General features: G+C 72.5%; 19 protein-coding genes and 4 tRNA genes. 14 read left to right on the top strand and 9 right to left on the bottom strand.

Annotated features, from left to right (window positions below):
- The first annotated feature begins 3 nt into the window (after positions 1-3).
- Together ACFSHS_RS12205 and ACFSHS_RS12200 are read left to right on the top strand one after the other, a co-directional pair.
- Positions 4-1,368, top strand: coding sequence for a multicopper oxidase family protein (locus ACFSHS_RS12205; RefSeq protein WP_376876000.1), 1,365 nt, complete (start codon positions 4-6; stop codon positions 1,366-1,368).
- Positions 1,369-1,557: 189 nt separating this feature from the next.
- Positions 1,558-2,274 (top strand): DUF4190 domain-containing protein, encoded by a 717-nt coding sequence (locus tag ACFSHS_RS12200; protein WP_376875997.1) that lies wholly within the window; start codon positions 1,558-1,560, stop codon positions 2,272-2,274.
- Between the two features lie 55 nt (positions 2,275-2,329).
- Here ACFSHS_RS12200 and ACFSHS_RS12195 read toward each other — a convergent pair.
- The 4 genes from ACFSHS_RS12195 to ACFSHS_RS12180 all read right to left on the bottom strand — a co-directional run bounded on the left by ACFSHS_RS12195 (position 2,330) and on the right by ACFSHS_RS12180 (position 4,315).
- Positions 2,330-2,401 (bottom strand) — tRNA-Val (locus tag ACFSHS_RS12195).
- Positions 2,402-2,427: 26 nt separating this feature from the next.
- Positions 2,428-2,826 (bottom strand): TIGR02611 family protein, encoded by a 399-nt coding sequence (locus ACFSHS_RS12190; protein WP_376875994.1) that lies wholly within the window; start codon positions 2,824-2,826, stop codon positions 2,428-2,430.
- 83 nt (positions 2,827-2,909) lie between these two features.
- Positions 2,910-3,686, bottom strand: coding sequence for an anti-sigma factor (locus tag ACFSHS_RS12185; protein WP_376875991.1), 777 nt, complete (start codon positions 3,684-3,686; stop codon positions 2,910-2,912).
- Positions 3,683-4,315: a sigma-70 family RNA polymerase sigma factor gene (locus ACFSHS_RS12180; RefSeq protein WP_376875988.1), complete on the bottom strand. Its 633-nt coding sequence runs from the start codon at positions 4,313-4,315 to the stop codon at positions 3,683-3,685. Before ACFSHS_RS12180 ends, ACFSHS_RS12185 begins: the two co-directional genes overlap by 4 nt.
- 189 nt (positions 4,316-4,504) lie before the next feature.
- Here ACFSHS_RS12180 and ACFSHS_RS12175 point away from each other — a divergent pair, with 189 nt between their 5' ends.
- The 4 genes from ACFSHS_RS12175 to ACFSHS_RS12160 all read left to right on the top strand — a co-directional run bounded on the left by ACFSHS_RS12175 (position 4,505) and on the right by ACFSHS_RS12160 (position 5,380).
- Complete coding sequence (locus tag ACFSHS_RS12175; RefSeq protein WP_376875985.1) at positions 4,505-4,972, top strand: SsgA family sporulation/cell division regulator; 468 nt, start codon at positions 4,505-4,507, stop codon at positions 4,970-4,972.
- Between the two features lie 95 nt (positions 4,973-5,067).
- Positions 5,068-5,140 (top strand) — tRNA-Gly (locus ACFSHS_RS12170).
- A 41-nt stretch (positions 5,141-5,181) separates the two neighbouring features.
- A tRNA-Cys gene (locus ACFSHS_RS12165) sits at positions 5,182-5,252 on the top strand.
- Between the two features lie 53 nt (positions 5,253-5,305).
- A tRNA-Val gene (locus tag ACFSHS_RS12160) sits at positions 5,306-5,380 on the top strand.
- Between the two features lie 53 nt (positions 5,381-5,433).
- On the opposite strand, the gene ACFSHS_RS12155 is transcribed toward ACFSHS_RS12160, so the two are convergent.
- Both ACFSHS_RS12155 and coaE read right to left on the bottom strand, forming a co-directional pair.
- Positions 5,434-5,661, bottom strand: coding sequence for a hypothetical protein (locus tag ACFSHS_RS12155; RefSeq protein ID WP_376875982.1), 228 nt, complete (start codon positions 5,659-5,661; stop codon positions 5,434-5,436).
- Entirely contained in the window at positions 5,658-6,254 is a 597-nt protein-coding gene (gene coaE, locus ACFSHS_RS12150) for a dephospho-CoA kinase (protein ID WP_376875980.1), read from the bottom strand. The genes ACFSHS_RS12155 and coaE overlap by 4 nt, the downstream gene beginning before the upstream one ends.
- A 160-nt stretch (positions 6,255-6,414) precedes the next feature.
- On the opposite strand from coaE, the gene ACFSHS_RS12145 reads away from it, so the two are divergent.
- Positions 6,415-6,687 carry a hypothetical protein gene (locus ACFSHS_RS12145; protein WP_376875977.1) on the top strand — a complete coding sequence of 91 codons (273 nt, stop codon included), beginning with the start codon at positions 6,415-6,417 and terminating at the stop codon, positions 6,685-6,687.
- A gap of 121 nt (positions 6,688-6,808) precedes the next feature.
- On the opposite strand, the gene rpsA is transcribed toward ACFSHS_RS12145, so the two are convergent.
- Positions 6,809-8,275, bottom strand: coding sequence for a 30S ribosomal protein S1 (gene rpsA, locus ACFSHS_RS12140; RefSeq protein ID WP_376875975.1), 1,467 nt, complete (start codon positions 8,273-8,275; stop codon positions 6,809-6,811).
- 221 nt (positions 8,276-8,496) lie between these two features.
- Here rpsA and ACFSHS_RS12135 point away from each other — a divergent pair, with 221 nt between their 5' ends.
- Both ACFSHS_RS12135 and ACFSHS_RS12130 read left to right on the top strand, forming a co-directional pair.
- Positions 8,497-9,333: a class I SAM-dependent methyltransferase gene (locus tag ACFSHS_RS12135; protein ID WP_376875972.1), complete on the top strand. Its 837-nt coding sequence runs from the start codon at positions 8,497-8,499 to the stop codon at positions 9,331-9,333.
- 101 nt (positions 9,334-9,434) lie between these two features.
- On the top strand, positions 9,435-10,013 hold the full coding sequence (locus ACFSHS_RS12130) for a histidine phosphatase family protein (protein WP_376875969.1): 579 nt from the start codon (positions 9,435-9,437) through the stop codon (positions 10,011-10,013).
- Here the strand turns inward: ACFSHS_RS12130 and polA are convergent.
- The gene (gene polA / locus ACFSHS_RS12125) at positions 10,010-12,751 is read right to left on the bottom strand and encodes a DNA polymerase I (protein ID WP_376875966.1); all 2,742 of its coding nucleotides are present in this window, start codon (positions 12,749-12,751) and stop codon (positions 10,010-10,012) included. The two genes, ACFSHS_RS12130 and polA, sit on opposite strands and share 4 nt — an antisense overlap.
- Positions 12,752-12,946: 195 nt before the next feature.
- Here polA and ACFSHS_RS12120 point away from each other — a divergent pair, with 195 nt between their 5' ends.
- Positions 12,947-13,360 carry a PaaI family thioesterase gene (locus ACFSHS_RS12120; RefSeq protein WP_376875963.1) on the top strand — a complete coding sequence of 138 codons (414 nt, stop codon included), beginning with the start codon at positions 12,947-12,949 and terminating at the stop codon, positions 13,358-13,360.
- 8 nt (positions 13,361-13,368) lie between these two features.
- Here ACFSHS_RS12120 and ACFSHS_RS12115 read toward each other — a convergent pair whose 3' ends face one another.
- Positions 13,369-13,989 (bottom strand): GNAT family N-acetyltransferase, encoded by a 621-nt coding sequence (locus ACFSHS_RS12115; protein ID WP_376875960.1) that lies wholly within the window; start codon positions 13,987-13,989, stop codon positions 13,369-13,371.
- Between the two features lie 331 nt (positions 13,990-14,320).
- On the opposite strand from ACFSHS_RS12115, the gene ACFSHS_RS12110 reads away from it, so the two are divergent.
- Genes ACFSHS_RS12110 through ACFSHS_RS12095 form a run of 4 tightly spaced genes read left to right on the top strand, consistent with a single transcriptional unit; the run spans position 14,321 to position 18,430 of the window.
- Positions 14,321-15,562: an ABC transporter permease subunit gene (locus ACFSHS_RS12110; RefSeq protein WP_376875957.1), complete on the top strand. Its 1,242-nt coding sequence runs from the start codon at positions 14,321-14,323 to the stop codon at positions 15,560-15,562.
- 3 nt (positions 15,563-15,565) lie between these two features.
- On the top strand, positions 15,566-16,564 hold the full coding sequence (locus ACFSHS_RS12105) for a branched-chain amino acid ABC transporter permease (protein WP_376875954.1): 999 nt from the start codon (positions 15,566-15,568) through the stop codon (positions 16,562-16,564).
- Positions 16,554-17,582, top strand: a complete 1,029-nt coding sequence (locus tag ACFSHS_RS12100; RefSeq protein WP_376875951.1) for an ABC transporter ATP-binding protein — start codon at positions 16,554-16,556, stop codon at positions 17,580-17,582. The genes ACFSHS_RS12105 and ACFSHS_RS12100 overlap by 11 nt, the downstream gene beginning before the upstream one ends.
- On the top strand, positions 17,579-18,430 hold the full coding sequence (locus ACFSHS_RS12095) for an ABC transporter ATP-binding protein (RefSeq protein ID WP_376875948.1): 852 nt from the start codon (positions 17,579-17,581) through the stop codon (positions 18,428-18,430). The genes ACFSHS_RS12100 and ACFSHS_RS12095 overlap by 4 nt, the downstream gene beginning before the upstream one ends.
- Positions 18,431-18,835 lie beyond the last annotated feature (405 nt).

Raw genomic sequence — 18,835 nt, 5'->3', positions numbered from 1 at the left:
CGCATGCCGGTCACACGACGCCAGTTCCTGGGGCTGACCGCGGCCGCCGGCCTGACGCTCGTCACCGGCTGCACCGGCCGCGAGCCGGCCGCAGGTCCCCGGACCGCCGGGGGCCTGCGGCTGACGGCGGCGCCGATGCGCCTGGACCTGGCCGGGCACGCCGTACCGACCTGGGGCTACGGCACCGTCCCCGGCCCGGAGATCCGTCTCCGGGCCGGGGAGGTGCTGCGGGTGCAGCTGCGCAACGAGCTGTCCGAGGACACGACGGTCCACTGGCACGGACTCGCCCCGCCCAACGCCATGGACGGCGTCCCGGGCGTCACCCAGGACCCCGTCGCCCCGGGGGCCGGCTTCGCCTACGAGTTCGAGACCCCGATCCCCGGCTCGTTCATGTATCACGCGCACGTCGGCGTCCAGCTGGACCGCGGTCTCTACGGGCCGCTGATCGTGGAACCGCGGCACGAGGAGCTGTCCTACGACCGGGAGTACACCCTGATGCTCGACGACTGGCGGGACGGGATGGACGCCCACGCCGGTCACGAGCCGGCCGGGGCCGACCCGGACCCGGCGGACGCGGTGTCCTTCGGTGGCCGCGCCTATCCCCTGCTGCTGGTCAACGGCCGCCCGCCCGAGGACCCGCCGGTGCTCGAGGCGCGGCCGGGCGACCGGGTGCGCCTGCGGGTCATGAACATCGCTGCCGACACGGGGTTCCGGGTCGCCGTCGCCGGCCACCGGCTGACCGTCACCCACACCGACGGCATGCCGGTGGAGCCGGTGACGGTCGACGCGCTGCGGCTGGGCATGGGCGAGCGGTACGACGTCCTCCTCGAGGCCGCGCCGTCCGGTGGGGTCTGGCAGATCGGCGTGCAGCCGGAGGGGCGGCCGGGCTGGGGCCGCGCGGTGCTGCGCTGCACCGGCAGCGACGCGTCGCCGGCTCCCGCGGTGGCGGAACGGCCGGCGGAGCTCGACGGCCGGCTGGTCGCCTACGAGGAGGTCGTGGCGCGCGAGCCGCTGTCGCTGCCCGCCGGCGCTCCCGACCGGACCTACGACTTCGTGCTCTCGGGAACCCAGATCGGCGGGCAGAGCTTTCCCGACGCCGACCCGCTGCCGGTGGCCGAGGGCGAGTGGGTCCGCGTCCGGATGCGCAACACGAGCTCCAAGTGGCACCCCATGCACCTGCACGGCCACCACTTCCAGGTCCTGACGCCGACGGGGCTCGGACCGGTCAAGGACACCGTCGCCGTTCCCGCGCGGGGCGGCGAGGTGACCTTCGACTTCCTGGCGACCAACCCGGGCCGGTGGCTGTTCCACTGCCACAACCACCACCACATGGAGGACGGGATGGTGCGGCTCGTCGAGTACCGGTGAGCACCGCCGACGACCGTCGTCGAGTCCCTGGCCGTGGTGCCGACGGTGGGTCGTGGGTCGCCCGGGACGGATGCGGCCGGCGCCCCGGGTGTCTCCGCCGTCCCGGACCAGGTCGTTCTCGATCGAACCTAGTGTTCCCGCGACCACCTCCAGGCTGCCGACCAGGCGGCCCCACGAAAGCGAGACCACGTGTCGCAGCACCCCTATGGCCAGGACCAGCTCCCGGCGGAGCCGTACCCGGCCCAGCAGCCGGCTCACGCGCCGTATCCGCAGCAGCCGCAGAAGACGAACACCATGGCCATCCTGGGCCTGGTCTTCGCCTTCGTGTTCACCCCGCTGGGCCTCGTGTTCAGCGCCATCGGCCTCAGCCAGATCAAGAAGCGCCGCGAAGGCGGCCGCGGGCTGGCCCTCGCCGGCCTCATCCTGTCGATCGTCTTCATCGTGATCGGCATCGCGATCTTCGCCCTGGCGTTCGCCGCGGTCCAGGAGGCGTCGGAGACCGCCGCGCAGTCCGACGCCGTGGTCGAGACCCCGGCCGAGGAGCTCGAGCTGCCGGCCGACACCGGCGCGGGCGCCGTGACGCCCGGGACCGATGCCCAGGGCGTCGTCGCGGCGTGCCAGGTCATCCTTCCCGCGCTGGTGGACATGGACAGCGGGATGATGGCCGCCACCACCCCCGAGGAGTTCGCGCAGGTGGTCGCAACCACCCGCACCGCGATCGAGGGCGCGGCCGCCGGCACGTCGGACCCGGCCTTCGTCCAGAGCGTGCAGCAGCTGTCCGACGGCCTGCAGCTGACCGCCGACGCGGTGAGCGCGGGGGAGGACCCCAGCTACCTCGAGGGCGCGCTCACCGAGGGCGGCATGCTCGTGGGTCAGGACTGCGCCGCCAACGGCTACGTCGAGTAGGAGCCGAACGCGCGAACGCCCCCTCCCGGCCGCGGGAGGGGGCGTTCTGCGTCTGTGGGCGATACTGGGTTCGAACCAGTGACCTCTTCGGTGTGAACGAAGCGCTCTACCACTGAGCCAATCGCCCGGGACGCGATCGATTGTGCCAGATCCTCACCGCCAGAGCGGCACCCACCCCGGCACCCAGTCCGGTACGCCCACGAGGTGCAGGGTGACGACGAGGATGCCGTAGACGAACGCCGCCGTGGCCGCCGCGATCAGCACCCGCACCCACACCCGCTGCGCGCTCACCCAGTCGGTCCACCGCTTGACGTGCTTCTTGGTGAACTCGAGCAGCCGCTCGGCCCAGGTGAACTCGGTGGCCAGGACGAACAGGCCGGCGATGACGGTCAGCCAACCGGGACCCGGCAACGGGATGGTCGCCAGCCCGAGGCACACGATCACCGCACCCACGATGCCGACGCCCACCCGGTAGCCGTGCTCGAGGCTGCGCCGGGCCGCGATCCGGCGCCGCCAGCGCGTGTGGGCCACCCGCTCGCGCAGGCTGCGCACCTCGTCGGCGTCGTAGCGTGCGCGGCGCTCGGACGCGGTCTCCCGGTGCGCCGGCGCCGGCCGTGCCGCGGTCTCCTGGTCGCTCAGCTGGTCACCTGCCCGGTCGCGACGACCTCCGTCGGTGCCGACGGAGCCTCCTGGCCGGGCTCGATGCTGATGCCGTACTGCGCGAAGTCGTCGAGACCGGTCGACCCGGAGCCTACGGTTCGCAGGCCGATCTGTGTCCTCTCCACGTCGAAGGTCCCCAGTGCTTCCGGCGCGTCCCCGCCCAGTCCCCAGACCACGTAGCTCGTGGCCTCGGCGTCGTTGACCGGCAGGCCCTGGCTGACGACGTGCAGCTCGTCGTCCCGGGCCACCACCGTGGCGACCGTCCGGCCGTCCCGGGTCAGGGGCGCGATCGTGGCGCGCCCTGGGGTGAGGAGCGCGTCGACGACCTCCCGCTGCTCGGCGACGACCGCCGCGAGCTCGGCACGGTCGGAGCGCAGGCCGACGATCCAGGAGCCCAGCCCGACCGCCGCGGCGAGCAACGCCGCGGCGAGCGCGAGGGACAGTCCACGGCGACGGGAGGGCCGGGCCGGGAGGACGGACACGGGCGGCGGATCCGCCGGGACGGCGGCACGGTGCGCCTGCCCGGTCTCGGCGACCGCGGCGCGCAGCCGTGACCGCAGCCCCTCCGAGGGCTCGGCCGGCGGCAGGTCGGCGGCCATCGCCCCCATGACCTCGGTCGTCTCGGCGACGGTCGCCGCGCAGCGCGCGCAGCCGGGCAGATGGCGGGCGAAGAGCGCCTCGTCCTCGGGTTCGAGCGCGTGCAGCGCCCAGCCGACGGCGAGCTCGTCGAAGATCGCGTGGCCGGCGGTCATGCCTGCGACTCCTCGACCGTCACGGCGTCCCCGAGGGCGCCCCCGCCCGGTGGGCCGCCGAGCTCCTGCCTGAGCCGCCGCATGCCGGCGAGCATGCGCGTCTTGACCGTGCCCAGCGGCGTGCCGGTCAGCGCGGCCACTTCCCGCTGCGTGTAGCCGCCGTAGTAGGCGAGCGTCAGCGCCTCGCGCTGACCGGCCGGGAGCAGACCCATCGCCGATCGCACCTGCTCGGCCACCATGCGGGACCAGGCCTCCTCCTCGACGTCGCGCGTCGCCGTCGGCGCGTCCAGCACCAGCTCGTCCCCTGCCTGCGCCTGTCGCCGGCGCTGCGACTCCTCGCGCCGGACGGCGTCCACCGCCTTGTGGTGCACGACGGCGAGCAGCCACGAGGCCACGCTGCCCCGCCCGCGGTCGAAGGCGGCGGGGTCCCGCCACACGCTCAGGAACACTTCCTGCAGCACGTCCTCGGCCAGCGCGTCGTCGCCGAGGATCCGCCGTGCCAGCGCGAAGGCCGGGCGGCGGAACCGCTCGTAGAGGTCGTCCACCGCGCTGCGGTCCCCCGCACGGATGCGGCGGACGACGTCAGCGTCCCCGGCCGCATCGTCCGGACGCCGCGCCGTGGAGATCACGGCTCCCATGCTCACATGCGGTCTTCGCACACCGCCCGTGCGGCGGTTCATCGGCCGGGTTCGACGGTTCACCACCGCCCGTCGCGGGCATGTCAGGGGCGACGATGACCCGCCCGCGTGACGGGTGTGACAGATGTGAAGGAAGTGCAATGCCTCGTCACTCCGAGACCCGACGGTCGTTGACCTGACATGCCGAGCCGATGGACCCGCGGGTACTCCTCCCCCATCACGCTTCAGCTGGTCGGTCCGCAGTCGTGGACCGAGGTACCGGCGTTGCTCTGCTACGACGCCGCCGACCCGTTCGCCGTACGGATCGCCTTCGGTGACGTGGGCGACGAGAGCGGCGTGGTCGATCCCGACGACGGCGGCATCGCCTGGCTGCTGAGCCGCGAGCTGCTCCAGGCGGGGCTGCAGGCACCGGCCGGGGAGGGCGACGTCCGGCTGTGGCCGGCGCACGGCGCCAGCGACGTGCTGTTCCTCCACCTGCGGGCACCCTCGGGCGAGGCGCTCTTCGAGCTGTCCCGGGCGACGGTGGCCGCCTTCCTCCGGCACACCGAGGCCCTCGTGCCCTCGGGGTCGGAGAGCGAGCAGCTCGACCTCGACGACGAGCTGCACGTCCTGCTGTCCAACGGTGGGGCGGACCCTTCGGGTCGCTGACCTGCGGGAACGGTCCCTGCGGCCCCGATCCGGGACGCGCAGGGACCCCCCTGCTTGGAGGGCCCAGGGGCGTCGGTTAGAGTTCTCCACGCAACGCGGACGTGGCTCAGCTGGTAGAGCATCACCTTGCCAAGGTGAGGGTCGCGGGTTCGAATCCCGTCGTCCGCTCGGAACCTCGGGCGCTGGTCGAGAGACTGGCGCCCGCGTGCGGTGGAGTGGCCGAGAGGCGAGGCAACGGCCTGCAAAGCCGTCTACACGGGTTCAAATCCCGTCTCCACCTCGTCTCCTCGCGGAGCACGAGCGCGGAGGAGGGTCCGGTCGCGAGGCCGGGAGGGGCGATTGGCGCAGCGGTAGCGCGCTTCCCTGACACGGAAGAGGTCACTGGTTCGATCCCAGTATCGCCCACCAGCAGAGCCCCAGGTCGTCGACCTGGGGCTCTCGTCGTTCCCGGCCAAGGGCGATCAGGGACGGTCGCGCCGCCTGCGGGAGCGCCACCAGACGACGGCGAGCATGATCTCCAGGGCCGCGACCACGGCGAGCAGCCCCTGCGCCACGGGGTTGGCGTCCTGGTCGAGCAGGAAGGCACCGGCCGATCCCCCGGCGACGACGACCAGCGCGACCCAGGTCGTCACCTGGGCCCGGCGGACCTCGGGCGCCGGGGTCGGCCGCACCGGCGGAGCCCCGCTCACCCGGCCACCGGGGCGACGCGCTCGGTCCAGAAGCGGTCCACCTGCTCCGCCAGCTGCTCCGGCGGGCCGCTGTTGTCCAGGACGACGTCGGCCACCGCCCGGCGCTCCTCGTCGGAGGCCTGGGCGGCGATCCGGGCACGGGCGTCCTCGGCCGTGAGGCCCCGCTGGACGAGCCGGGACACCCGCGTCGCGGCATCTGCCTCCACGACCAGCACGAGGTCGTAGGAGGACGCCTGGCCGGTCTCGACGAGCAGCGGCACGTCGTGCACCACCACGGCGTCGGGCGGGGCGGCGGCGGCCAGCTCGGTGGCCCGCGCCCGGACCAGGGGGTGGACGATGCCGTCGAGCCGCCGGCGCGCCTCGGGGTCGGAGAAGACCACGGCCGCGAGGGCCGCCCGGTCGAGGGAGCCGTCGGGCGCCAGGACTCCCTCGCCGAAGGCCTCGACGACCTGCGCGAGGCCCGGGCTGCCCGGGGCCACCACCTCACGCGCGATGCGGTCCGAGTCGACGATCACCGCACCGCGCGCGGCCAGGAGGGCCGAGACCGTGCTCTTCCCCGAGCCGATCCCGCCGGTCAGTCCGATGCGCAGCACGACCGGACACTAGCCACTGCCGGGAGGACGGCCGACCCGCGTCAGGTCACGGGCGGGTAACGCACGCCCGCCCCGTCCGGCGCGTCGCACGAGTCACACGCGTCACGGCACTAACGTCCGTCCCGGCGATCTTCCCCGCCGAGAGAGGCAGAACTCGACCATGTCCCGTCCCACCCCCACCGGTCCCTCGTCGTTCCGCGCCGCCCGCCGGGGCGCCGGACGTCACCGGCTCGGTGCCCCCACCGGGGTGCGCTGCACCGACATCCCTGCCGTCCGCGAGCGGATGCAGTTCCAACGCACCGGGACCGCCCGGCGGAGCACGTTCCTGCAGTGGCTGTTCGCGGCGCCGTCGGGCGGGCGCCACACGTGGAGCTTCCTGGCCGGCTCCGGCGGCCGCCCCCGCACCGCGTTCGCGATCATCCTCAGCCTCTGAGCGGCGCCGCGAGAAGGCCCGTGGACGACCGTCCACGGGCCTTCTCTCGTACCCGAGAACGCCGGAGGCCCGGCACCCCGAGAGGGTGCCGGGCCTCTGGCGTTCAGAGCCGAGCTACTGCTCACTCACCGCCGGCGAGCTTGGCCCGCAGCGCGGCGAGGGCCTCGTCGCTGGCCAGCGTGCCACCGGAGACCTCGGCGCCCACCGAGTCGACACCCTCGCTCGAGTAGTTGCCACCGGCGGCGGCCTCGGCGTCGGCCTCCTTCGCCGCGGCGATCTGCTTGCGGTGCGCCTCGTAGCGAGCCTGGGCCTCGGCGTACTGCCGCTCCCACTCCTCGCGCTGGGCCTCGTAACCCTCGCGCCACTCGCCGGTGTCGGGGTCGAAGCCCTCGGGGTAGAGGTAGTTGCCCTGCTCGTCGTACGAGGCGGCCATGCCGTAGGCCGCGGGGTCGAACTGGTCGTCCTCGCCTACGACGCCCTCGTTGGCCTGCTTGAGCGACAGCGAGATCCGGCGGCGGTCCAGGTCGATGTCGATGACCTTGACCAGGAGCTCGTCGCCGACCTGCACGACCTGCTCGGGGATCTCGACGTGGCGCTCGGCCAGCTCGGAGATGTGCACCAGGCCCTCGATGCCCTCGTCGACGCGGACGAACGCACCGAAAGGAACCAGCTTGGTGACCTTGCCCGGGACGACCTGACCGATCTGGTGGGTCCGGGCGAACTGACGCCACGGGTCCTCCTGCGTCGCCTTCAGCGACAGGGAGACCCGCTCGCGGTCCAGGTCGACGTCGAGGACCTCGACGGTGACCTCCTGGCCCACCTCGACGACCTCGGACGGGTGGTCGATGTGCTTCCAGGACAGCTCCGAGACGTGCACCAGGCCGTCGACGCCGCCCAGGTCCACGAACGCACCGAAGTTGACGATCGAGGAGACGACGCCGGTCCGGACCTGGCCCTTGGCGAGCTTGTTGAGGAACTCGCTGCGGACCTCGGACTGGGTCTGCTCCAGCCACTGGCGGCGGGAGAGGACGACGTTGTTGCGGTTCTTGTCGAGCTCGATGATCTTGGCCTCGAGCTCGCGGCCCACGTAGGGCTGCAGGTCGCGGACGCGGCGCATCTCGACCAGCGAGGCGGGGAGGAACCCGCGCAGGCCGATGTCGAGGATCAGGCCGCCCTTGACGACCTCGATGACGGTGCCGGTGACGACCTCGTCGGCTTCCTTCTTGGCCTCGATCGTGCCCCACGCGCGCTCGTACTGGGCGCGCTTCTTGGACAGGATCAGCCGGCCTTCCTTGTCCTCCTTCTGGAGGACGAGGGCTTCCACCTCGTCGCCGACGCTGACGACCTCGTTGGGGTCGACGTCGTGCTTGATGGAGAGCTCGCGCGAGGGGATGACGCCCTCGGTCTTGTAGCCGATGTCCAGCAGCACCTCGTCCCGGTCGACCTTGACGATGACGCCTTCGACGATGTCGCCGTCGTTGAAGTACTTGATCGTCTGGTCGATCGCCGCGAGGAAGTCCTCGGCAGAGCCGATGTCGTTGACGGCGACCTGGGGGGTGCTGGAAGGACGGACCTGGGTGGAGGTCATGTGGTTGGTTGCTCCGGACGGGGAATGCGTAGGGACAGGACGACCCGCGACCGTGGAGCCGCGGGGAGGTTCAGCGGGGAGAGCCGGGCTTGGCGTTCCCGCATGGGGAAAACCACGACAGACCTCTGGCGCGTCCCCCATGGTACGGACGCCGAGACCCGCCGGTCCACCTGGGTGCGACGCGGGAAACCGGTCTCCCGGCGTGTCACGATCGGCGCGCCATGGTCGACTCTCCCTCCCTCCCGCTCGCCGACGACGGCTATCCCGCGGCCGGTGGGGTCGCCCGCCGCCCGGCCGGTGCCGAGGAGTCGGTGCGGGCCAACCGCCGGTGGTGGGACGCCGCTGCCCCCGCCTACCTCACCGAGCACGGTGCTGACCTCGGGGACGTCGATTTCCTGTGGTGCCCCGAGGGCTTGCGGGAGGCCGACGCGCACCTGCTCGGGGAGGTCGCGGGGCGTCGCGTGCTCGAGATCGGCTGTGGGTCCGCACCGTGCGCGCGCTGGCTGCGGCGCCAAGGGGCCGACGTCGTGGCTCTCGACCTCTCCGCCGGGATGCTCGCCCGCGCGGCGGAGCTGAACCGGTCGACGGGGATCGACCTCCCGCTGGTGCAGGCCGACGCAGGCGCGCTGCCCTTCACCGACGCCTCGCTGGACCTCGCGTGCTCGGCGTTCGGTGGTCTGCCGTTCGTCGCCGACGTCGGGGCGGCACTGCGGGAGGTGGCCCGTGTGCTGCGGCCGGGGGGCCGGTTCGTCGCGTCGGTGAACCACCCGATGCGCTGGCCCTTCCCCGACTCCCCCGATCCGGAGGACCTGCGGATCGTGTCCTCCTACTTCGACCGCACCCCGTACGTGGAGACCGACGCGGCGGGGCGGACGGTCTACGTCGAGCACCACCGCACCGTCGGTGACTGGGTGCGGGCAGTCGTGGGCGCGGGCCTCGTGCTCGAGGACCTGGTCGAACCCGAGTGGACGCCGGGCCGCACGCAGAACTGGGGCCAGTGGTCACCCGCCCGCGGCGCGCTCGTCCCGGGCACGCTCGTCCTGGTCTGCCGCCGCTGAGGTGACCGCCCCGGCCCGTCGCGTGCGGACGGCACCGCCGGAGTCGGACGCCATCCGGCCGGGTGTGGACCGGAGGACCGGCGGCACGGTGGACTGCCCGCGTGCGGGTCTTCTTCATCACCCACCCGGAAGTCGCGGTGCGGCCGGACGTGCCGGTTCCGCAGTGGGCGCTCAGCCCCGCCGGACGGGCGCGACTGGAGCACCTCCTGGCGCAACCGTGGGTGCCGGCGCTGACGAGTGTGGTGTCGAGCGCCGAGCGCAAGGCCGTCGAGACGGCGGAGTCGCTCGCGGCGCGCGCCGCCGCGCCCCGCACGGTGGACGAGGCGCTGCACGAGAACGACCGCTCCGGGACCGGGTACCTGCCGCCCGCCGAGTTCGAGGCGGTGGCCGACCAGTTCTTCGCCCGGCCGCGGGAGAGCATCCGCGGGTGGGAGCGTGCCGTGGACGCGCAGCGCCGCATCGTCGCGGCGGCGGAGCGAGCGGTGTCGCGCGCGACCGGCGACCTGGCGATCGTCTCGCACGGCGGCGTCGGGACGCTGCTGCTGTGCCACCTGCTCGGCGTCCCGATCGACCGCCGGCACGACCAGCCGGGGCAGGGCAGCTATTTCCGCTTCGACGCGGACAGCCGCCGGGTGGTGCACGGCTGGCGGCGCCTCGACGGCCCGACCGCGACGTCCTAGTGCGCGGCTTCGTCCCAGGTCCGGCCGAAGCCGACCGAGACCTCCAGCGGCACCGACAGCTGCGCCGCGCCGGCCATCTCCCGGCGCACCAGCCCCTCCAGCGCCTCCCGCTCCCCCGGCGCCACCTCGAGCACCAGCTCGTCGTGGACCTGCAGCAGCATGCGTGACGCCAGCCCCTCGGCGGCGATGGCCTTCTCGACGTTGAGCATCGCCACCTTGATGACGTCGGCGGCCGAGCCCTGGATGGGTGCGTTGAGCGCCATGCGCTCGGCCATCTCGCGCCGCTGACGGTTGTCGCTGGTGAGGTCGGGGAGGTAGCGGCGGCGGCCGAGGGTGGTCTCGGTGTAGCCGGTCAGCCGGGCCTCCTCCACCACGGTGTCGAGGTAGTCGCGGATGCCACCGAAGCGCTCGAAGTAGGCGTGCATCTGCCCCCGCGCCTCCTCGGGGGTGATCTTCAGCTGCTGCGAGAGGCCGTACGCCGAGAGCCCGTAGGCCAGGCCGTAGCTCATGGCCTTGATCCGGCGGCGCATCTCGGGGTCGACGTCCTCGATCGGGATGTCGAACGCCCGCGAGGCGACGAAGGAGTGCAGGTCCTCCCCCGACATGAACGCCTCGATCAGCCCCTCGTCGCCGGAGAGGTGGGCCATGATCCGCATCTCGATCTGGCTGTAGTCCGCCGTCATCAGCGACTCGTAGCCCTTACCGACCACGAACGCCTGGCGGATGCGCCGGCCCTCGGCGGTGCGGATCGGGATGTTCTGCAGGTTCGGGTCGGTCGAGGACAGCCGGCCGGTGGCGGCGATCGTCTGCTGGAAGGTCGTGTGGATGCGCCCGCCGTCGTCGACCATCGGGATCAGGCCGTCGATCACCGTGCGGAGGCGGGTGACGTCGCGGTGGCGGAGGAGGTGCTCCATGAACGGGTGGCCGGTCTGCTCGAAGATCCAGGTGAGCGCGTCGGCGTCGGTGGTGTAGCCGGTCTTGTTCTTCTTGGTCTTGGGCAGCCCCAGCTCGTCGAAGATCACCGCCTGCAGCTGCTTGGGGGAACCCAGGTTGACCTCACGGCCGATGACCGCGTAGCACTCCGCCGCCGCCGCGGCCACGCCGTCGGCGAACTCCTTCTGCAGGTCGTGCAGGAAGTCCAGGTCCGCGGCGATGCCGCGGTATTCCATGGCCGCGAGCACCCGGGTGAGTGGCAGCTCGATCCGGCCGAGCAGCTGGTCGCCGCCGCGCTGGCCGAGGACCGTCTCCAGCGCGTCGGACAGGTCGTTGACGGCGACGGCCTTGAGGACGTCGGCGTGCGCGGCCGCGGCGGCCAGGTCGGCCTCGCTCGGACCCATGCCGTCGAGGGTCAGCTGGCCCTCGGGCTCGGCGGCGTCCTTGAGCTCGCGGCGCAGGTAGCGGACGGCCAGGTCACCGAGGTCGAAGGACCGCTGACCGGGCATGGCCAGGTAGGCGGCGAGGGCGGTGTCGCTGATGACGCCGTTCAGCTCCCAGCCGCGCGACCAGATCGCCAGCAGCGGGCCCTTGACCTCGTGCACCACCTTCTGGGTGGTCGGGTCCGCCAGCCACGCGGCCAGGGCCTGCTCGTCGGCGATGTCGAGGTCGGGCCCCACGTCCACGAAGGTGGCGTGGTCGTTCGCCGCGGCCAGCGCCAGACCGGTGAGCTCACCGGTCCCCCGCCCCCAGCTGCCCCGGAAGATCACGCCGGTGCGGCCCGTGCGGGCGTTGGCCTGCAGCCAGTCGCCCAGGCCGCCGGCGGGCACCTCGTCGGCGGTGACCTCGAAGCCCCCCTCGACCTCGGGCTCGGCGCTGGTGAGGGTCGCGAAGAGCCGGTCGCGCAGCACCCGGAACTGGAGGTTGTCGAACAGGGTGTGGACCTCGTTGCGGTCCCACGGCTGGACGACGAGGTCGGCCGGGCCCACCTCGAGCGGCACGGAGCGGTCGAGCTCGGTCAGCCGGCGGTTCTGCAGCACCGAGGACAGGTGCTCCCGCAGCTTCTCGCCGACCTTGCCCTTGACGGTGTCCACCTGGTCGACCAGCGCGTCGAGGGACCCGTACTCGCGCACCCACTTGGCCGCGGTCTTCTCCCCCACGCTCGGGATGCTGGGCAGGTTGTCGCTCGGGTCGCCCCGGAGGGCCGCGAAATCGGGGTACTGGGCGGGGCTGAGGCCGTACTTGCTCTCGACCTCCTCCGGGGTGAACCGGGTCAGGTCGGAGACGCCCTTGCGCGGGTAGAGCACCGTCACGTGCTCGTTGACCAGCTGCAGCGCGTCCCGGTCACCGGTGCAGATGAGGACGTCCATGCCCTGCTCGACCGCCTGGACGGTGAGGGTGGCGATGACGTCGTCGGCCTCGTAGCCCTCCGCGGTGATGACCGGGATGTGCAGGGCGGCCAGGACCTCCTGCACGAGGCTGACCTGGCCGCGGAAGTCGGTCGGGCTCTCCGAGCGGTTGGCCTTGTAGTCGGCGTAGATCTCGCTGCGGAAGGTCTTCCGGCTGACGTCGAAGGCGACTGCCAGGTGCGTGGGCTGCTCGTCGCGCAGGACGTTGATCAGCATCGACGTGAAGCCGTAGACGGCGTTGGTCGGCTGGCCCGTCGTGGTCGAGAAGTTCTCGACCGGCAGGGCGAAGAACGCGCGGTAGGCCAGCGAGTGGCCGTCGAGCAGGAGGAGCCGCGGACGCAGCCCCGGGGACGTGGCGACGGGGGTGGACGCGGAGGTGGAGACCGGTGCGGACATCACGTCCGATCCTAGAAGGACCCCGCTGCCCCCCGACCCTCGCAAGCTCAGGCCGGGACCCTGCACCGGGGCCACACTGCCCCCGACCCGCGCGAGCTCGCGGCGGGACCCTGCACCGGGGCCACACTGCCCCCCGACCCGCGCGAGCTCGGGCCGGGACCCTGCACCGGAGCCGCGACTGGCTACCGTGCCGGGGTGACCACGCCTCCCCCTGACTGGCTGCCCGCAGGCATGGCCAGCCCGCTCGACGACAAGCTCGGTGTCCGCGTCACCGACTGGAACCCCGACCGACTGGTCGCCACGATGCCGGTGCCGGGGAACGAGCAGCCGTTCGGCCTCCTGCACGGCGGAGCCACGTGCACGCTGGCGGAGACCATCGGGTCGATGGCGGGCGCGCTCGCCGCGGGGCCACAGCGCCAGGTCGTCGGCATCGAGCTCAACGTGAGCTACCTGCGCGCGGCCACATCGGGCACGGTCACGGCGGTGTGCACGCCGGTCCGGCGCGGACGAACCCTGTCGACGTTCCTCATCCAGGTCACCGACGACGAGGGACGGCCCACCGCCACCGCGCGGCTGACCACCATGGCCCTGCCGGAGCGGGCGGGCTGACGACCGGCTCAGCCCTCGGCGGCGACGGCACCCGTCGACGGCGCCGCCCGGCCGACCGGCCGCCTCCGGATCGGTCCGCGGCGGGGTGCCGGGAAAGGCACGCCGCCGCGCTGCCAAGCGACCAGCGACCGGCTGAGCGAGTCCAGGGCCACGATCCGGCGCGTGGTGAGCGGCGCGAAGCCCATGCGGGCGAAGAAGCGCTGCCGCTCCGCCTCGTGGCCCCCGACCGCCGCGACGACGTGCGCCGCCCCGTTCTCCTGGGCGTAGGCCGCCGCCGCGGCCAGCAGGACGGCGCCGGCGCCGAGTCGCCGGTGCTCGCGGTGGACGACGAACGAGTCCACGGTCACCTGGGGATTGCCCAGCACCAGCGACAGCGGGTCCAGTCCGAGGACGGCGAGGCCGACCGCGACCTCCCCGCCGTCGCCCCCGGCGGCCGCGTCGGGCCCCGGGACGACGGCGAGGACGACACGGTGCCCCCCGTCCTCGAGCAGGCGGCGGAACCCGGACGCCGCGGCATTCAGGCGGGTGTGCCCGGTGAGGACCTCCTCCGCGTGGGCGTCGGCACGGTACTGGCGGACGAGCGAGAGGACGGCGGGCAGGTCGGCCGGACGCGCCGTGCGCGTGACCACGCGGGACCGCGAACCACTTCCTGGCACAGGAGCCCTCCCCCGGACGGTGGGGGAAGACTGCACCGCTGATCAGCCCTGATCACGCCGACGCGCCGCACGAACACGCACCGTCATCACAGCGGCGTGTCGCGGAAAGGTCACAGGTCAGTCAGGAGAGAGAGCTCCGCAACACAACCGGGTTAGGGTCCGTGCTCAATCATCCGCCCTGGGAGGTCGAGTGACGCACGCGGGAAACCGTGCCCGCCGGCACGGTCGACGATCGGGCCCCGGCAGGGCCCCGCACGGATCCGCGGGCCACCGGCGGCCGTCGGGAGGGCACCGGCTCGTCCGGATGCTGCTGGTCCTGGCCTTCGGACTCGGGTTGGCGGCCCTCACGCCCGGCGTGGCGCACGCCCAGGGCGAGGCCGTGGCCGGCACTCTCCAGACCAGCCTCAGCGGCCCGATCGAGGGCGTCGAGGTGCTCGTCGAGACCGCCGACGGCGAGCGGATCGACGAGGTGGAGACCGACGAGGACGGCCGCTGGTCGGTCGACCTCCCCGGCCCCGGCCAGTACGTGGTGAGCATCGACGCCGACGACCTCCCCGAGGGGGTGTCGCTCAGCGGCTCGAACAGCCGGACCGTGACGGTCGACGAGGGACGGCGCCAGCCGGTCAACATCGGCCTCGAGGACGGCAGCCGCGGAGCCGGCGGGGGCGGCATCCGGGCGGTGCAGCTGCTGGTCGACGGCCTGCGCTTCGGCCTGCTGATCGCCATGTGCGCCGTCGGGCTGTCGCTGATCTTCGGCACCACCGGGCTGACCAACTTCGCGCACGGCGAGCTGGTGACCATCGGCGCCGTCGTCGCCTGGTACATCAACGTGCAGGGCGGGATCCCCCTGGTCCCGGCCACTCTGCTCGCCATGGTCGTGGGGGGCGTCGTCGGCGCGCTGAACGAGCTGGGCATCTGGCGGCCGCTGCGCCGCCGCGGAACCGGGTTGATCGCGGCGCTGGTCGTCTCGATCGGCCTGTCGCTGCTGCTGCGCTACGCCATCCAGATCTTCTACGGCGGCCGGTCGAGCCCGTACGGGCAGTACCAGTCCCAGCGGGCGGTCGACTACGGCCTGTTCAACCTGACCAACCGGGCGCTGTTCTCGATCGTCATCTCGGTGGTCGTGCTGATCCTCGTCGCCGTCATGCTGCAGCGGACGAAGATCGGCAAGGCGATGCGGGCGGTCGCGGACAACCGCGACCTGGCCGCGTCGTCCGGCATCGACGTCAACCGGGTGATCATGGTCGTCTGGATGATGGGCGGGGCCCTGGCCGCTCTGGGCGGCGTGCTGCTGGGCCTGTCCGATCAAGTGCAGTGGGACATGGGCTTCCGGCTCCTGCTGCTCATGTTCGCCGGGGTGACCTTGGGCGGGCTCGGGACCGCCTACGGCGCGCTCGTCGGCAGCCTCGTGGTGGGCGTCTTCGTCCAGATGTCCACGCTGGTCATCCCCGACGACATGAAGTACGTCGGCGGGCTGCTGCTCTTGATCGTCATCCTCGTCATCCGGCCCCAGGGGATCCTGGGCAGCCGCGCACGGATCGGCTGAGCCATGGGAGAGCTGCTCGACGCGCTGTCGATCGCCCTGAAGGCCGGTCTCGGCTTCCAGGCGATCTTCTTCGCGCTCCTCGCGATCGGCATCAACGTGCAGTTCGGGTACACCGGGCTGCTCAACTTCGGCCAGATCGCCTTCGCCATGCTCGGCGGGTTCGGCATCGCCGTCTCGGTGACCCAGTGGGGCCTGAACTTCTGGGTCGGGGTCGTCGTCGGCCTGCTCGCCGCCGTCGTCCTGGCGCTGCTGCTCGGTCTGCCGACCCTGCGGCTGCGCACCGACTACCTGGCGATCGCGACCATCGCGACCGCGGAGGGGCTGCGGCTGCTGTTCCGCTCGGTGTCGGCCACGGAGGTCACCGGTGGCACCCGGGGTCTGGCCGCGTTCAACCGCGACTTCGTCGCGCTCGCCCCGTGGGAGACCAGCCAGCGGTACTCCATCCTCGGCACGTCGTGGTCCGGCGCCGAGCTGTGGGTGGCGCTGGTCGGGTGGGTCCTCGTGATCCTCGGCTGCCTGCTGGTCTGGGCCCTGATGCGCAGCCCGTGGGGCCGGGTCGTCAAGTCCGTCCGCGAGGACGAGGACGCCGTGCGGGCGCTGGGCAAGAACGTCTACGTCTACAAGATGCAGGCGCTCGTGCTCGGTGGCGTCTTCGGTGCGCTGGGCGGGATGATCTACGCCGTGGGGACCGGTTCGGCCATCCCCGACCAGTACCAGAACGCGAACACCTTCCTGGCATACGCGGCGCTGATCCTCGGTGGTGCGGCGCGGGTGCTCGGCCCGGTGATCGGGGCCATGCTGCTGCTGTTCATCGTGCAGTTCGCCGACACCGGCCTGCGCACGCTCATCAGCAACGGCGTCATCCCGGAGGGCCTGCTCACCGCGACCGACGTGGCGGCGATCCGCTTCGTGCTCGTGGGGCTGGGCCTCATGCTGCTGCTGGTCTTCCGACCACAGGGCATCTTCGGCGACCGACGAGAGGTGATGCTCGATGCCCGCTGACCCGACCCCGCACGGCGCCACGGCGTCCGGCGCCGGCTCGACCGGCGCTGCCCCCGGCGACGGCGGCGCGCCCCGGCGGCTGGCCCAGATGGCGCTGCGCGACCTCCCCTGGGAGGTCGGCGTCGCCAAGCCCGACCCCGCCGTCGTGGTCGACGGCGTGACGCGGACCTTCGGTGGCCTCACCGCCGTCTCGGTCGACCACCTGGAGATCCAGCGCGGCGGGATCACCGGCCTGATCGGGCCCAACGGCGCGGGCAAGACGACGCTGTTCAACCTGCTCACCGGCTTCGACCAGCCCGACACCGGCACGTGGTCGTTCAACGGCCAGTCGCTGGGGAAGCTGGCGCCGCACCAGGTGGCCCGTCTGGGCGTCGTCCGCACCTTCCAGCTCACCAAGGCACTGTCCCGGCTCACCGTGCTGCAGAACATGCTGCTGGGGGCGCAGGGCCAGCGGGGTGAGAGCTTCCTCCGCGCGCTCGTGCCGGGCACGTGGCGCGCCCAGGAGAAGGCCAACACCGAGAAGGCGATGGAGCTGCTGCGGCGCTTCAAGCTGGACGCGAAGAAGGACGACTTCGCCGGCACGCTGTCGGGTGGTCAGCGCAAGCTGCTGGAGATGGCTCGGGCGCTCATGAGCGACCCGAAGGTGGTCATGCTCGACGAGCCGATGGCCGGGGTGAACCCGGCGCTGACGCAGAGCCTGCTCGGGCACGTCAAGGACCTGCGCGAGCAGGGCATGACCGTGATCTTCGTCGAGCACGACATGGACGTCGTCCGCGACATCAGCGACTGGGTCGTCGTCATGGCCGCCGGCCGGATCATCGCCGAGGGGCCACCCGAGTCGATCAGCCAGAACCAGGCCGTGGTCGACGCCTACCTGGGCGCCCACCACGACGCCCCGCTGACGGTCGAGGAGGAGGACCAGGTCCTCGCCCAGGCGGAGAAGGCGATCGCGCGCGAGGAGCAGACCGACGGTGACGTGCTGAGCACCGACGCTGGCCCGGAGAGGACCGAGCGATGAGCGAGCCACTGTTCGAGGTCGACGAGTCCGGCGAGGACCTCACCCGCGCCGACACCGTCGCCTCCACGCAGCTCTCCCCCGCCGAGAAGGCGGCCACCCGTGAGGAGCACATGCGCCTCGCCGAGGGCGCGCTCGTGCGCGCCGACGACCTGGTGGCCGGCTACGTGCCCGGCGTGAACATCCTGCGTGGCTGCGACTTCTACCTGCAGGACGGCGAGCTCGTCGGCATCATCGGGCCGAACGGTGCCGGAAAGTCGACGCTGCTCAAGGCACTGTTCGGGCTGATCCCCGTGCGGTCCGGGACGGTGTCGCTGCGCGGCGAGGACATCACCTCCGCGCCGGCGCACCGGCTGGTGTCGCTGGGCGTCGGTTACGTGCCGCAGAACAACAACGTGTTCCCCTCGCTGACCATCGAGGAGAACATGCAGATGGGCGTCTACCTGCGGCCGAAGACGTTCAAGGAGCGCTTCGACTACGTCATCGACCTGTTCCCGCTGCTCGGCGAGCGGCGCAAGGGCAAGGCGGGGGCGCTGTCGGGCGGTGAGCGGCAGATGGTCGCGATGGGCCGGGCGCTGATGATGGACCCGTCGGTCCTGCTGCTGGACGAGCCGTCGGCGGGCCTGTCCCCCGCCTACCAGGACGAGGTGTTCATCCGCTGCCGCCGGATCAACGCCACCGGCGTCTCGATCATCATGGTCGAGCAGAACGCCCGGCGGTGCCTGCAGATCTGCGACCGGGGCTACGTGCTCGACCAGGGCCGCAACGCCTACACCGACACCGGTGAGTCGCTGATGCACGACCCGAAGGTCATCGAGCTCTACCTCGGGACGCTGGCGAAGGCGCACTAGGCCGCAGCACACGGCCCGCGCGGCCGGGCCCCCGAGACGGCGCCGGCCACTCCCCGAGGAGTGACCGGCGCCGTCTCGTCGAGCGCGGTCCTCCGCGGCGGCGACCGGGACGTTGCTGCCGCAGCCCTGTCCCGACCCTCCTGCGGTACGGAACGCAGGCTCACGAGGGCCGTGGCGTGTCCGCGCGTTCGTCAGGTCCGAAGGGGTGCCGAGGACGCGGTCGTGGAAGGTGGCTCGGCCCGGTGCCACCACTCGACAGCCGACGGCCGGAGCCGGACGGGAGGAACGCCCCGTCGACCCCTCGCTCGGCACTGGACCGCACCACCGACGATCCGGATCCGCCGCTCGGCCCCGGCATCCGCAGGTGGCTCCCCACCGCAGCACAGTGGCCCGGCACCGAGACGG

The organism is Blastococcus deserti (assembly GCF_042682525.1).
Lineage (GTDB): Bacteria > Actinomycetota > Actinomycetes > Mycobacteriales > Geodermatophilaceae > Blastococcus_B > Blastococcus_B deserti.
Note: the sequence above shows the minus strand (reverse complement) of the source record. Positions and strands in the feature narration are given on the sequence as shown.